Origin of the sequence: Vallicoccus soli (assembly GCF_003594885.1) — a bacterium.
In the GTDB taxonomy this organism is placed as follows: Bacteria; Actinomycetota; Actinomycetes; order Motilibacterales; family Motilibacteraceae; genus Vallicoccus; species Vallicoccus soli.
On the sequence record NZ_QZEZ01000008.1, the window covers coordinates 58,578 to 72,526 of the forward strand.

The 13,949-nt window shown below is 77.2% G+C and carries 13 protein-coding genes; 10 read left to right on the forward strand and 3 right to left on the reverse strand.

Features of this window, described 5'->3' with window-relative positions; translation table 11 throughout:
- Nucleotides 1-17: 17 nt before the first annotated feature.
- From rapZ to D5H78_RS15570, 10 genes are all read left to right on the forward strand, one after another.
- Nucleotides 18-851: an RNase adapter RapZ gene (gene rapZ, locus D5H78_RS15525; protein WP_425472966.1), complete on the forward strand. Its 834-nt coding sequence runs from the start codon at nt 18-20 to the stop codon at nt 849-851.
- Nucleotides 848-1,837, forward strand: a complete 990-nt coding sequence (locus D5H78_RS15530; protein WP_119951417.1) for a gluconeogenesis factor YvcK family protein — start codon at nt 848-850, stop codon at nt 1,835-1,837. Before rapZ ends, D5H78_RS15530 begins: the two co-directional genes overlap by 4 nt.
- Nucleotides 1,838-1,840: 3 nt before the next feature.
- On the forward strand, nt 1,841-2,821 hold the full coding sequence (gene whiA, locus D5H78_RS15535) for a DNA-binding protein WhiA (RefSeq protein ID WP_119951418.1): 981 nt from the start codon (nt 1,841-1,843) through the stop codon (nt 2,819-2,821).
- Nucleotides 2,822-2,986: 165 nt separating this feature from the next.
- The gene (gene gap / locus D5H78_RS15540) at nt 2,987-3,991 is read left to right on the forward strand and encodes a type I glyceraldehyde-3-phosphate dehydrogenase (RefSeq protein WP_119951419.1); all 1,005 of its coding nucleotides are present in this window, start codon (nt 2,987-2,989) and stop codon (nt 3,989-3,991) included.
- A gap of 81 nt (nt 3,992-4,072) precedes the next feature.
- Nucleotides 4,073-5,278, forward strand: a complete 1,206-nt coding sequence (locus D5H78_RS15545) for a phosphoglycerate kinase (RefSeq protein WP_119951420.1) — start codon at nt 4,073-4,075, stop codon at nt 5,276-5,278.
- A gap of 77 nt (nt 5,279-5,355) precedes the next feature.
- On the forward strand, nt 5,356-6,153 hold the full coding sequence (gene tpiA, locus D5H78_RS15550) for a triose-phosphate isomerase (protein ID WP_119951421.1): 798 nt from the start codon (nt 5,356-5,358) through the stop codon (nt 6,151-6,153).
- A gap of 77 nt (nt 6,154-6,230) precedes the next feature.
- A complete protein-coding gene (gene secG, locus D5H78_RS15555; protein ID WP_119951422.1) occupies nt 6,231-6,470 on the forward strand; it encodes a preprotein translocase subunit SecG in 240 nt (79 codons plus the stop codon).
- Nucleotides 6,471-6,540: 70 nt separating this feature from the next.
- Nucleotides 6,541-6,885, forward strand: a complete 345-nt coding sequence (locus tag D5H78_RS15560; RefSeq protein WP_119951423.1) for an RNA polymerase-binding protein RbpA — start codon at nt 6,541-6,543, stop codon at nt 6,883-6,885.
- A 6-nt stretch (nt 6,886-6,891) separates the two neighbouring features.
- Nucleotides 6,892-7,533, forward strand: coding sequence for a biliverdin-producing heme oxygenase (locus D5H78_RS15565; protein WP_133412082.1), 642 nt, complete (start codon nt 6,892-6,894; stop codon nt 7,531-7,533).
- Complete coding sequence (locus tag D5H78_RS15570; RefSeq protein ID WP_218566679.1) at nt 7,530-9,854, forward strand: SpoIIE family protein phosphatase; 2,325 nt, start codon at nt 7,530-7,532, stop codon at nt 9,852-9,854. Before D5H78_RS15565 ends, D5H78_RS15570 begins: the two co-directional genes overlap by 4 nt.
- On the opposite strand, the gene D5H78_RS15575 is transcribed toward D5H78_RS15570, so the two are convergent.
- Genes D5H78_RS15575 through D5H78_RS15585 form a run of 3 tightly spaced genes read right to left on the reverse strand, consistent with a single transcriptional unit; the run spans nt 9,851 to nt 13,948 of the window.
- Nucleotides 9,851-10,960, reverse strand: a complete 1,110-nt coding sequence (locus D5H78_RS15575) for a phosphotransferase (protein WP_119951425.1) — start codon at nt 10,958-10,960, stop codon at nt 9,851-9,853. The genes D5H78_RS15570 and D5H78_RS15575 overlap by 4 nt on opposite strands.
- Entirely contained in the window at nt 10,957-12,141 is a 1,185-nt protein-coding gene (locus D5H78_RS15580; protein ID WP_119951426.1) for a phosphotransferase, read from the reverse strand. Before D5H78_RS15580 ends, D5H78_RS15575 begins: the two co-directional genes overlap by 4 nt.
- The gene (locus D5H78_RS15585; RefSeq protein ID WP_119951427.1) at nt 12,134-13,948 is read right to left on the reverse strand and encodes an ABC transporter ATP-binding protein; all 1,815 of its coding nucleotides are present in this window, start codon (nt 13,946-13,948) and stop codon (nt 12,134-12,136) included. Before D5H78_RS15585 ends, D5H78_RS15580 begins: the two co-directional genes overlap by 8 nt.
- Nucleotide 13,949: the final 1 nt, after the last annotated feature.

Consider the following 13,949-nt stretch of genomic DNA (forward strand, 5'->3'; position numbering starts at 1 on the left):
TCGCCATCGTGACCGGCATGTCCGGCGCGGGGCGCACCACGGCGGCCGACGCGCTGGAGGACCTCGGCTGGTACGTCGTCGACAACCTCCCGGCCGCGCTCCTGCCGCGGCTGGCGCACCTGGGCGCGAGCACCGGCGGGGCGGTGGAGCGGATCGCCGCGGTGGTCGACGTGCGCAGCCTGAGCTTCACGAGCGACCTGCGCGGCTCGCTGGACGAGCTGCGCGCCGAGCTCGGCGTGCAGCCCAGCGTGATCTTCCTCGAGGCCGCCGACGACGTGCTCGTGCGCCGCTTCGAGTCGTCCCGCCGCCCGCACCCGCTGCAGGGGAACGGCAGGATCCTCGACGGCATCACCGAGGAGCGCCGCCTGCTCGCCCCGGTGCGCGAGCTCGCCGACCTGCTCATCGACACCTCGGCGCTCAACGTGCACCAGCTCGCGACCAAGGTCGTGGAGAACGTCGACGGCGGGGCGACGGCGCCGCTGCGCGCGACCGTCATGACGTTCGGCTACAAGTACGGCCTGCCCGTCGACGCGGACCTCGTCGTCGACTGCCGCTTCCTGCCCAACCCGCACTGGGTCCCCGACCTGCGCCCGCTCACCGGCCAGGACGAGCCCGTGAGCAGCTACGTGCTCGACCAGCCCGGCGCGAGCGAGTTCCTCGACCGCTACACCGACGTGCTGCGCATCGTCGCCGACGGCTACCGGCGCGAGGGCAAGCGCTACGTGCTGCTCGCCGTCGGCTGCACCGGCGGCAAGCACCGCTCCGTGGCCATGGCCGAGGAGCTCTCGGCCCGGCTGCTCGCCGGCGGGGTCGACGTCACGCTCGTGCACCGCGACCTGGGCCGCGAGTGAGCCGGCGCCCGGGGCGCGACGCACCGTCGCGGATCTTCCACCGGCGGGTCGTGGCCCTCGGCGGCGGGCACGGCCTCGCGGCGTCCCTGCAGGCCCTGCGCCGGGTCACCGACGACCTCACCGCGGTCGTGACCGTCGGGGACGACGGGGGCTCCAGCGGGCGGCTGCGCCGCGAGCTCGGGGTGCTGCCCCCCGGCGACCTGCGCATGGCCCTCGCGGCCCTGTGCGGCGACGACGACTGGGGGCACACCTGGAGCGAGGTGCTGCAGCACCGCTTCGCCAGCCGCGGCGAGCTGCACGGGCACGCCCTGGGCAACCTGCTCATCGTCGCGCTGTGGGAGCGGTTCGGGGGCAACCCGGTCGCAGCGCTCGACCTCGTCGGCGAGCTGCTGGGGGCGCAGGGCCGGGTGCTGCCGATGGCGACCGTCCCGCTGGAGATCTGCGCGACGGTCGGCGGGCTCGACCCCGCCGACCCGCTGGCCACCGCGGAGGTCCGCGGCCAGGTGGCCGTCGCCACCACCCCCGGGCGGGTGCTGGGCATCCGCGTGGAGCCGGAGGAGGCCCCCGCCTGCGCCGAGGCCGTCGCGGCGGTGCTCGCCGCGGACGCGGTCGTCCTCGGGCCGGGCAGCTGGTTCACCAGCGTCATCCCGCACCTGCTCGTGCCGGGCCTGGCCGAGGCGATCCTCACCACCCCGGCGCAGCGGGTGCTCGCGCTCAACCTCGCCCCGCAGGCGGGGGAGACGTCGGGCTTCTCGCCCGAGACGCACCTCGAGGTGCTGGCGGCGCACGCGCCCGCCCTGCGGATCGACACGGTGCTCGCGGACGCAGGTACTGTGAGCGACCGCGAGGGCCTGGAACGGGCGGCTGCGTCCCTCGACGCCCGGCTCGTCCTCGCGCCGGTGGCCGTGCCGGGCGGGGAGCCGCGCCACGACGTGGAGCTCCTCGCGGCGGCCTACGCCGGCATCTTCGCCGATGGGAGGATGTGAGACATGGCGATGACCTCCGCGGTGAAGGACGAGCTCGCGCGCGTCGTGGTCACCAAGCCCTGCGACCGCAAGGCGGAGGTGTCGGCGGTCCTGCGCTTCGCGGGCGGCCTGCACATCGTCAGCGGCCGCATCGTCGTCGAGGCCGAGCTCGACACCTCGGCGGCCGCGCGCCGGCTCAAGCGCGACATCGCCGAGGTCTTCGGCCACCCCTCCGAGCTGCTCGTCATGAGCCCGGGCGGGCTGCGCAAGGGCACGCGGTACGTCGTGCGGGTCGTCAAGGACGGCGAGGCCCTGGCCCGCCAGACCGGCCTGCTCGACGGGCGCGGGCGCCCGGTGCGCGGCCTGCCGCCGCAGGTGGTCAACGGCCCGGTCTGCGACGCGGTCGCCGCCTGGCGCGGGGCGTTCCTGGCCCACGGCTCGCTCACCGAGCCCGGCCGGTCCTCGGCCCTGGAGATCAGCTGCCCCGGCCCGGAGGCGGCGCTGGCCCTCGTCGGCGCCGCGCGCCGGCTCGACGTCGTGGCCAAGGCGCGCGACGTGCGCGGCGTGGACCGGGTCGTGGTGCGCGACGGCGACGCCATCGGCGCCCTGCTGACCCGCCTCGGCGCGCACCAGAGCCTGCTGGCGTGGGAGGAGCGGCGGATGCGCCGCGAGGTGCGGGCGACCGCCAACCGGCTGGCCAACTTCGACGACGCCAACCTGCGCCGCTCGGCGCGGGCGGCGGTGGCGGCGGGGGCGCGCGTGCAGCGCGCGCTGGAGATCCTCGGCGACGAGGTGCCCGAGCACCTGCGCGAGGCCGGGGAGCTGCGCCTGACGCACAAGCAGGCGAGCCTGGAGGAGCTGGGCGGGCTCGCCGAGCCGCCGATGACGAAGGACGCGGTCGCGGGGCGCATCCGCCGGCTGCTCGCGATGGCCGACCGCCGCGCCCACGAGCTCGGCCTCCCCGACACCGAGCAGGGGCTCACCGCGGAGATGCTCCAGGCCTGAGCGCGCCGGGCGCGGCGCCAGCACCGAGCGCCCACGTGCTGGGACCGGCGTCCCAGGACGTGGGCACCCGTACGAGGGCCCGTGGCCGGGCGGTAGGGTCACGGGACGGTAGCGACAGACCGAGCGCGGGGTGGTCCCCGCGCGCTAGCGAGGGGTTCTGCTCACGTGACTGTGCGAGTCGGCATCAACGGCTTCGGCCGGATCGGGCGCAACTTCTTCCGCGCCGCGCTGGCGCAGGGGGCCGACGTCGAGATCGTGGGGGTCAACGACCTCACCGACAACGCGACGCTCGCGCACCTGCTCAAGTACGACTCGATCCTCGGCCGCCTGGGCCAGGACGTGTCGTTCACCGAGGACGAGATCACCGTCGGCGGGAAGAGCTTCAAGGCGCTCGCCGAGCGCGACCCGGGCGCGCTGCCCTGGGGCGACCTGGGCGCCGACGTCGTCATCGAGTCGACCGGCCGCTTCACCTCCGCGGCCGACGCCGGCAAGCACGTCTCGGCCGGCGCCAAGAAGGTGATCATCTCGGCGCCCGCCAAGGACGAGGACGTCACCATCGTCATGGGCGTCAACGAGGGCACGTACGACCCGGCGCAGCACACGATCATCTCCAACGCGTCGTGCACCACGAACTGCCTCGCGCCGATGGCGAAGGTGCTCAACGACGAGTTCGGGATCGTGTCCGGCTTCATGACGACGATCCACGCGTACACCAACGACCAGGTCATCCTGGACTTCCCGCACAAGGACCTGCGCCGCGCCCGCGCCGCCGCGCTCAACATCATCCCGACGACGACCGGCGCCGCGAAGGCCGTGAGCCTCGTGCTCCCGGAGCTCAAGGGCAAGCTCGACGGCTACGCGCTGCGCGTGCCGGTGCCGACCGGCTCGGCGACCGACCTCACGGTCAAGCTCTCCCGCGAGGTCAGCAAGCAGGACATCAACGCCGCGATCAAGGCGGCGGCCGAGGGCCCGCTGAAGGGCATCCTCGAGTACACCGAGGACCCGATCGTCTCGAGCGACATCGTCACCTACCCCGCGTCGTGCATCTTCGACGCGTCGCTGACGAACGTCCTGGGCGACACCGCCAAGGTCCTCGGCTGGTACGACAACGAGTGGGGCTACTCGAACCGCCTCGTCGACCTGACGAAGCTCGTCGGCTCCTCGCTCTGACCCGCACCCCCTGACGCGCGCGCCGCGCGGTCCCGCCCGGGGCCGCGCGGTGCGGCGTGCCCGACGACCGGAGGAAGCGCCGTGAAGACCATCGACGACCTCGAGCGCGAGCTGGGCGGGCTGTCCGGCAAGCGCGTGCTCGTGCGCGCGGACCTCAACGTCCCGCTCTCGGGCTCGACGATCACCGACGACGGGCGCATCCGCGCCAGCGTCCCGACGGTGGAGCGGCTCGCCGCCGCCGGCGCGCGCGTGGTCGTCTGCGCCCACCTCGGCCGCCCCAAGGGCGAGCCCGACCCCCGCTACAGCGTGCGGCCGGCGTACGAGCGCCTGGCCGAGCTGCTGCCCGGGCGCACGGTGTCCTTCGCCGAGGACGTCACCGGCCCGAGCGCGCAGCGCACCGTCGCGGCCCTCGGCGACGGCGACGTCGCGGTGCTCGAGAACCTGCGCTTCGACGCGCGCGAGACGAGCAAGGACGCGGCCGAGCGCGGCGCCCTCGCCGACGAGCTCGCGGCCCTGGCCGACGCGTACGTCTCCGACGGCTTCGGGGTCGTGCACCGCGAGCAGGCGAGCGTGTACGACGTCGCCCAGCGCCTGCCGCACGCCGCCGGCGGCCTCGTCGTGGCCGAGGTCGAGTCCTTCGCCAAGGTGCTCGAGGACCCGGCGCGCCCCTACGCCGTCGTCCTCGGCGGGTCGAAGGTCAGCGACAAGCTCGCCGTCATCGACAACCTCCTCGGCAAGGTCGACCGCCTGCTCGTCGGCGGCGGCATGTGCTTCACGTTCCTCAAGGCGCAGGGCCACGACGTCGGCGACTCGCTGCTCGAGGAGGACCAGGTCGACACGGTGCGCGGGCTCATCGCCCGCGCCGAGCGCGACGGCGTGCGCCTGGTGCTCCCGGTCGACGTCGTGGTGAGCACCGAGATCAGCGACGACGCCGCGACCCGGGTGGTCCCCGCCGACGCGATCCCGGCCGGGCAGAAGGGCCTGGACATCGGCCCGGCCTCGGTGGCGCTGTTCCGCGAGCAGCTCGCCGACGCGCGCACGGTCGTCTGGAACGGCCCGATGGGCGTGTTCGAGAAGCGCCCGTTCGCCGAGGGCACGCGCGGCGTGGCCCAGGCGATCGCCGACGTGGACGGCTTCAGCGTCGTCGGGGGCGGGGACTCGGCCGCGGCCGTGCGCGCCCTCGGGCTCGACGAGTCCGCGTTCGGGCACGTCTCCACCGGCGGCGGCGCCAGCCTCGAGCTGCTCGAGGGCAAGGTCCTGCCGGGCCTCGCCGTCCTCGAGCAGTAGGCCACCCCGCCAGCACGCCCAGCACGCCCAGCACGCCCAGCACGCCCAGCACGCCCAGCCCCGAAGGAGCACCACCGATGGCCCGCACGCCGCTCATGGCCGGCAACTGGAAGATGAACCTCAACCACTTCGAGGGCGTCTCCCTCGTGCAGAAGGTGGCGCAGGGGCTGAAGGACGCCAAGCACGACCCGGCCGCCGGCGAGGTGGTCGTCCTCCCGCCGTTCACCGACCTGCGCTCGGTGCAGACGGTCGTCATGGGCGACCGCCTCGACGTGCGCTACGGCGCGCAGGACCTGTCGCCGCACGACGCGGGCGCGCACACCGGCGACGTGTCCGGCGCGATGCTCAAGGCCCTGGGCTGCTCGTACGTCGTGGTGGGCCACTCCGAGCGCCGGGCCGACCACCACGAGACCGACGAGGTCGTGGCGGCGAAGGTGCAGGCGGCGTACCGGCACGACCTGGTCCCGATCCTCTGCGTGGGGGAGGGCCTCGAGGTCCGCCGGGCCGGGCAGCACGTCGAGCACACGCTCGCCCAGCTCGACGGGGCGCTCGGCGGCGTCACCGAGGAGCAGGCCCGCACGCTCGTCGTGGCCTACGAGCCGGTGTGGGCGATCGGCACCGGCGAGGTGGCCACGCCCGAGGACGCCCAGGAGGTCTGCGCCGCGGTGCGGGGGCGGCTGGCCGAGCGCTTCTCCGCCGACGTGGCGCAGGCGGTGCGCGTGCTCTACGGCGGGTCGGTGAAGGGCTCCAACGTGGCCGCGATCATGGCCCAGCCCGACGTGGACGGCGCCCTCGTCGGCGGCGCGAGCCTCGACGCCGAGGACTTCGTCCGGATCTGCGACGTCCGGGGGCACGGGCAGCCGTCCGGCGCCTGACGCGCGTCCCCGCCCGTCGGACCGGTGCGCCTGGTCTACGCTGGACCGTCGCACGCCGCTGAGAGGAACCCGCACCCGTGTCCTGGCTCGAGATCGTCGTCTCCGTCCTGCTCCTGGTCACGAGCACGCTCATGATCCTGTTGGTGCTGCTGCACAAGGGCAAGGGCGGCGGCCTGTCGGACATGTTCGGCGGCGGGGTGTCCTCGTCCCTCGGCGGCTCGTCCGTCGTGGAGCGCAACCTCGACCGGCTCACCATCGCGATCGGCCTGCTGTGGGCCGCGTGCATCGTGGCGCTCGGCCTGCAGATGAAGCTCTGACGGGCGCGGCGCGCAGCAGCCGGGCGAGCACCCGACCCACCACCCGACGAACGACCTCAGGAGCCTGACCGTGGCGAGTGGCAACGCGATCCGGGGCAGCCGCGTGGGCGCCGGCCCGATGGGCGAGGCGGAGCGGGGCGACGCCGCCCCCCGCGTGCGCATCTCGTACTGGTGCGCCAACGGGCACGAGACCTGCCCGAGCTTCGCCGACGAGCCCGAGGCCGTCCTGCCCGAGACGTGGGACTGCCCGCGCTGCGGGCTGCCGGCCGGGCGCGACCGGGAGGCGCCGCCCTCGGCGCCGCGCACCGAGCCGTACAAGACCCACCTGGCGTACGTGAAGGAGCGGCGCAGCGACTCCGACGGCGAGGCGATCCTCGCCGAGGCCCTGGCCAAGCTGCGCGGCGAGGCGGTCTAGCACCGCGTGGCACCACCCCGTGCGGCGGGCCGCGCCCGCGACCCCGAGGACGTCCTCGTACGACTGCGCAGCGCGACGGCGCGGCAGCACGCCGCTGTCGAGGACGCCTTGGACCTGCTCGACCCGGCGCTCGCCGGGCCGGCGGGCGCGGCGCGGCTGCGGGCGGCCCTGGCCGCGCTGCTGGGGTTCCACCGCGCGGTCGAGGCCCAGGTCGACGCCTGGGCCGCCGGCGGGGCGCCGGAGGCCACCGCGCTGGAGTGGCCGCACCGGCGCAAGGCGCACCTGGCCGCGGCCGACCTGCGCGCCGCCGGCGCGGGCGCGCAGGAGGTGGCGGGCGTCGCGCCGATGGCCCTGCCGCCGCTCGCCGGCACCGGGGGAGCGCTGGGGGCCCTCTACGTGAGCGAGGGCTCCACCCTCGGCGGGCAGGTCGTCGCCCGGCACCTGCAGGGCAGCGGCGTGCCGGTGCCCTCGGTGCTGCGCCCCTACGGCGGGGCCACCGGGCCCCGGTGGCAGGCCTACCGCGCCACGGCGCGGGCGTGGGCCGGCGACGACCCGGCCCGGGCCGACGCGCTCGTGCAGGGGGCCGTGACGACGTTCGACGCGCTGGACCGCCACTGCCGCGGGCTGGTGCCGGAGCGCGCCGCGTGAGCGGGGCCGGCGGTCCCGCGGTGCGGGTGGGTCAGGCGCTGCTGCCGCCCGGCACCCCGGTCGACCTCAGCAACTGCGAGCGCGAGCCCATCCACGTCCCCGGCAGCGTCCAGCCCCGCGGCGTGCTGCTGTCGCTGCGCGAGCCGGACCTCGTGGTGCAGCAGGCGTCGGCCAACCTGCGCGAGGTATCCGCGCTCGACGCCGCTGCGGCGGTCGGCCGCCCGCTCGGGGACGTGCTCGGTGCGGCGGCGGCGGGGGAGGTGACCCGCTTCGTCAGCCGGTTCGGCGAGCTGCGCGAGCGCAACCCGCTCGAGCTGCTCCTGCCGGGCCCGGACGGCTCGCCGCTGGCGGTGGACGCGGTCCTGCACCGCGCGCCGGGCGGCGCTCTCGTCGTGGAGCTGGAGCTGGCCAGCGGGCCGCGGCCCTTCTCGTTCCCCAACACCTACCAGGCGGTGCGCGGCGCCGTCGCCGAGCTCAACCGCACGACCTCGCTGCGGGCGCTCTACCAGGTGGCCGCCGAGGCGGTCCGCGGCCTCACCGGGTTCGACCGGGTCATGGTCTACCGCTACGACGCCGACTGGAACGGCGAGGTGGTCGCCGAGGCCAAGCGCGCGGACCTCAACCCGTTCCTGGGCCTGCACTACCCGGCGTCGGACATCCCGGCGCAGGCGCGCGCGCTCTACGAGAAGAACTGGATCCGGCTCATCGACGACGTCGGGTACGCCCCGGTGCCGGTCCTGCCGGCCGACGACCCGGTGACCGGCGCCCCGCTCGACCTCACCTACAGCACGCTGCGCAGCGTCTCCCCGATCCACCTCGAGTACCTGCAGAACATGGGCGTGCGCGCCTCGATGTCGATCTCGCTGCTGCGGGAGGACCGGCTGTGGGGGCTCATCGCCTGCCACCACTACAGCGGTCCGCTGGCCCCGCCGTACGGCGTCCGGGCTGCGGCGGAGTTCCTCGGCTCGGCGCTGTCGCTGCGCCTCGTCGACCGCGCCGCGGACGAGGAGGCCCGGGCGGGCATCGCCGCGCGCTCCCGGCTGGCCGCGCTCACCGCCCGCACGCTCGACGAGTCGGTGCCGCTCGCGCAGGTCCTCGTGCGCGAGCCGGGCCTGCTCGACCTCGTGCCGGCAGCCGGCGCGGTTGCCGTCCTGCAGGGGGCGGTGGCGACGGCCGGGGACGCGCCGCCGCCCGACGTCGTGCGCGCGGTGGCCCGCTGGGCCGCCGGGCGCGGCGAGGACGTCGTCGCCACCGACTCCCTCGAGCGCGACGCCCCGGGCCTGCTGCCGCAGCCGTCGCCCGCGGCGACCGGCGTCCTCGCGGTGCCGCTCAGCGGCGAGCAGTGCCTCCTGTGGTTCCGGCCGGAGACCGTCCGCCGGGTGGACTGGGGCGGCGACCCGCACAACAAGGCGCTGGCCGAGCAGGAGGGCGACCACGTCCGGCTGAGCCCCCGCAAGTCCTTCGAGCGCTGGCGGGAGACCGTCCGCGGGCGCAGCGAGCCCTGGACCGACGCCGAGCGCGACGTCGCGGCCGAGCTGCGGGTCAACGTCCTCGAGGCGCTCTACGAGCGCAGCCGCCGCCTCGCCCGCGTGGCCGCGACCCTGCAGCACAGCCTGCTGCCGGCCGACCTGCCCCGCGTCGGGGACTGGGAGCTCTACGCGCGCTACGCGCCGATGGCCGGCGGGCAGGTCGGCGGCGACTGGTACGACGCGCTCCGCCTGCCGGACGGCCGGCTGGCCGTCGTGCTGGGCGACGTCGCGGGGCACGGCCTGGCGGCCGCCGGCACGATGGGCCAGCTGCGCAACGCGCTGCGGGCGTACCTCGTCGAGGACGGCGCGCCCGGGCGCGCCCTCGCGCGGCTCGACGTGCTCCTGCAGTGGCTGCTCCCCGAAGCGACGGCGACCGCCGCCGTGGCCGTCGTCGACCCCGCGACGGGGCTGGCGCGGGTGGCGAGCGCGGGGCACCCGCCGCCCCTGCTCATCAGCCCCGACGGCGTGCCGCAGGTGCTCGAGGTCGCGTCGGCGCCGCTGCTCGGCGCGCCCCTGCCGGCCGGGCCGGGCGCCGTGCCCGAGACCGAGGTGCCGCTGCAGTGGGGCAGCGGGCTGGCCCTCTACTCCGACGGGCTGGTCGAGCGCCGCGGCGAGCCGTTCGACACCGGCCTGGCCCGCCTGGTGGGTGCGCTCGTCGACGTCCGCGACGGGCGGGTGGCCGGGGACGCGGGCGAGGCCGTCTTCGAGCGCAGCCGCGACCCGCAGAACGAGGACGACGCGACCCTCATCGTGGTGGCCCGGCGCGACCGCCGGACCCGCCGCCGCCCCTAGCGGGGTCGCAGCAGCGCCGCGGCGGCCGCCTCCTGGCCCGGGCGGAACGCGTAGACCGCCAGCAGGCGCAGCCGGGTCGCCGCCGCGTAGGCGTCGAGCCGCGCGAGCACGCCCGGGTCCGGGCGGTAGCCGTCGAGGACCGCCGCGCGGCACGCGGCCGCGAGGGCCGGGGAGCAGCGGCCCTGCGCGGCGCGCAGCGCGAGGTGCTCCAGCAGGTTCGCGAGGTCCAGGGCGGCCTCGCCCGCCGCGGCGAGGTCGAAGTCGAGCACGCCGACCGCGCCCTCGCCGTCGACGAGCACCTGCTTGTCGTGCAGGTCGCGGTGCAGCCGGACCGGCGGGCCGGGTCTGCCGGCCGCGAGCGCCTCCCGCACGGCACCGGTGCCGGGGGAGCCGGCGAGGGCCCCGTGCTCGCGCGCGGCCGCCAGCCAGCCCTCGAGCACGGCGAGCTCGGCGGCGGCGCCGTGCGCCACGGCGCCCTCCGGCAGCGGCGCGGCGTGCAGCGCCGCGAGGGCGGCACCGGTCGCCCGGCAGGCCGCCTCGACGGCGACCGCGGGGACGCCGGGGTCGCCCAGCAGGTCGTGCAGCGCGCGCCCGGGCAGCGCCGCCGTGGTCACCGTGCCGCGCGCGTGGTCGGCGGCGAGGACCTCGGGCACCCGGACCCCGGGGACGGCGGCGGCGCGGGCCGCGGCCTCCACGGCGCGGGAGCGGCCCGGGCGCACGACCTTGGTCCAGGTGCCGTCGGCGTCGCCGACGACACCGCGCCGCTCGGGGCGGTGCGCGGCCAGCCGGGCGCCGGGCCGGGCGGCGAGCGGCGCGAGGGCGGGCAGCCGCCGGTCCGCCCCGGCGGGCTGCAGGACGACCGGACCGTCCGCGGACGCGCCGCCGCCGGTGGACCGTGCCACCTCCGCCGCGCGCACCGCCGGGGCCAGCCACTGCCCGGCGACCGCGGGCCCGCACCCGTGCGCCGGGACCAGGTCGAGGAGCAGGTGCTCCGGCCCGCGCGGCCAGGCGCGCCGCAGCCGCAGCCCGTGCCGCGCGGCGACCTCCCGCACCTGCGCGAGCGAGCCACCGCCGGGGGCGGTACGGCCCGCGCCGCCGCCGCTCACGCCGCCACCCCGGCCGGGGCCAGAGCCTCATCGAGCACCCGGTGCAGCTCGCGGTGCCAGTCCGGGCGGCAGGTGCGGAACGGCTCGGCCGCCCGCCGCAGCAGGTGCGCCCGCCGGTGCAGGGCGACCCGCCCCGCGGGGGGCGGGACGCGCACGCCGGCGTACCCCTCGAGCAGCGGGCCGAGGACGGCGGCCTCGTCGAGGCCCTGGAGCGCGGCGGCGGCGGCGAACGCGCCCAGGTCCTCCGCCGGCTCGCCCGGGCCTGCGGCATCGAGGTCGACCAGTGCCGCGCCGCCGGTGCCCAGCACGACCTGGTCGGCGGAGAAGTCGCCGTGCAGCAGCGCGGCCGGTGCCGGTGCGGCCCCGAGCTCGCGCTCCAGCCGGGCCGCCAGGCCGTGCGCGTCGGGCCCGCGGGCGGGGTCGAGCCGCGCCACGGCGGCGGCCGCGGCCCGCAGGCCGTGCGCACCGCCGCGGCGCCGCGCGGCGAGGCCCGCCGGCACGGGACGGGCGTGCAGGGCGGCGAGGGCCGCCCCCGCCGACCGCACGTCGTCCCGCGACGCGCGCCCCGCCGCCAGCGCCGCGTCGAGCGGGCGGCCGTCGACCCACTCCACGACGGCGAGGCCGAGCCGGGCGTCGCTGCCCAGCAGCGCCGGGGTCCGCGGGGCGCCGCCGGCCAGCGCCCGGGGCGCGGCCGCGTGCCGCTCGAGGTCGCGCGGGCGGTGCGCGCGCAGCAGCACCGTGCCGCCGGAGGACGACGCGGCGCCCACCCAGCGGCGCTGCGGCTTGTACGCGAGCCGGCGCAGGACCGCGCCGGGCGGCACCAGCGCCGCCGTCCCCTCTGCCAGGGCCCGCAGGGCGGGCAGGTCGCGGTCGGCCGCGGGGGTGGTGACGAGCAGGCCGCGCGCGGGGTCCGCGTGCAGCACCGACCCCGCCGGTGCCCGGCGGGCCGACTTGGCGAGCTTGGGGCGGGCCGCCGCGGACGTCGCCGTCGCCACGACGTCGCGCGGGCCGTCGCCGCGGTCGAGCACCGCGGCGAGCACGAACGACGTGCCGGGCTTCCAGCGGACGTACCGGCGCTCGACCCGGCCGCCGAGCAGCGCGCCGAGCGCCGCGGCGTCCAGGAGCGGTGCCAGGGCCGGCAGGGCGGGGTCGTACGGGCGGGGGGCGCTGGGGTCAGGCACCGCGGCGAACCTCCGGGACGAGCGGGCGGGGGGCGGCGTCGTGCCGGGCCGCCCGGCGGGCGAGGACCTCGGCGGGCCGGCCCTGGTCGGCGACGACGCCGCCGTCCAGCCACACCAGGCGGTCGGCGTCGAGCGCCGCGTCGAGGTCGTGGGTGATGACGAGCGTGGTGCGCCCCTCGCACAGCCGGTCCAGCGCGGCGGCCACCTCGCCGCCGGTCTCGTCGTCCAAGCCGGTGAGCGCCTCGTCGAGGACCACGACGGGCGCGTCGCGCACGGCCGCGCGGGCGATGGCGATGCGCTGGCGCTGGCCGCCGGAGAGGGTGGCGCCGCGCTCGCCGACCACGGTGTCGTAGCCCTGCGGCAGCCGCTCGACGAACGCGTGGGCGCCGGCGAGCCGCGCGGCCGCCTCGACCTCCGCGTCGGTGGTGCCGGGCCGCCCGGCCGCGATGTTCTCGCGGACGGTGGCGGCGAAGAGCACGCTCTCCTGCAGCACGACCGTGACCTGGCTGCGCACCGACGCGAGGGTGAGGTCGCGCAGGTCGTGCCCGTCGAGGGTGACCCGGCCGAGCTCGGGGTCGCGCAGCCGCGACAGCAGCGCGGCGAGCGTCGACTTGCCGGCCCCCGAGGCCCCCACGACCGCGACCCGCTCGCCCGCGCGCACCCGCAGGTCGAGCCCGCGCAGCACGGGCCGGCCGGGGACGTACGACATCCAGACGCCCTCGAAGCCAACGTGCCCGCGCAGCCGCGGCGCGGGGCGCGCCCAGCTCGCGTCGCCCAGGTCGTTGCGCGTCTCCAGCACGTCGACGACCCGCTCGCCGGACGCCGCGGCCTTGGCGATGCGGCCGGTGTACTTGGCGACGTCGCGCATCGGCTTGAACGCCGTCTTGAGGTAGGTGAGGAAGACGACGAGCTCGCCGGGGGACAGCGCCCCGGCGAGGACGCGCTGCGCGCCGACGTAGAGCACCACCGCGGTCGCGACGCCGACGAGCGCGTCGGTCTTGCGCTCGAGCCCGGCGGACAGCTTCTTGCCCTGCACCCCGTCCTTGAGCGTGCGCTCGTTGCTGCCGGCGAAGCGCTCCTGCATGCGGCCCTCGAGCCCGTACGCCTGCACGACCTTCATCGCGCCCAGCGACTCGGTCGCCAGGGACGCCAGCGCCCCCTCGGCGTGGCGCTGGCCGCGGGAGACGCTCGTGATGCGGCGGGTCAGCCGGGTGCTCGTGACCGCGAAGGCCGGGAAGACGGCGAGGACCAGCAGGGCGAGCTGCCAGTCGAGGAACGCGATGACGACGAGCATCCCGGCGAGGGTGACGACGTTGCCGAGCAGCGGCAGGGCCGCCGTCACGGTGGTCTCCTGGAGCCGGGCCACGTCGCTCGTGACCCGCGTGACGAGGTCGCCCGTGCGCGAGCGCTCGTGGTAGGCCAGCGGCAGGCGCTGCAGGTGCGCGAACAGGTCGGCGCGCACCCGGGTGAGCACGCGGTTGCCCGCGAGGGCGAACAGCACGGTCATGAGGTACGCGGCCCCGGCCCGCGCCACGACGAGCGCGAGGACGGCGAGCGCCATGAGGGGGACGAGGACCTGAAGGTCCATGCCCTGCTCGGCGGCGATCCGCGCCCCGGCGGCGATGACGACGGCGTCGAGGACGACCTTCAGCGGCCACGGCTCCAGCAGCCGCAGGGCGACCTCGGCGAACAGCGCGGCCGCGCCGCCGGCGAGCAGGCGCCGCTCCCCGCGCAGGTGCGGGCGCACGGCGCGGAGGGTGCGGCGCAGCCCGGGCGCGGCCTCGCGCAGCGTGGTGGGGCGGGCCACG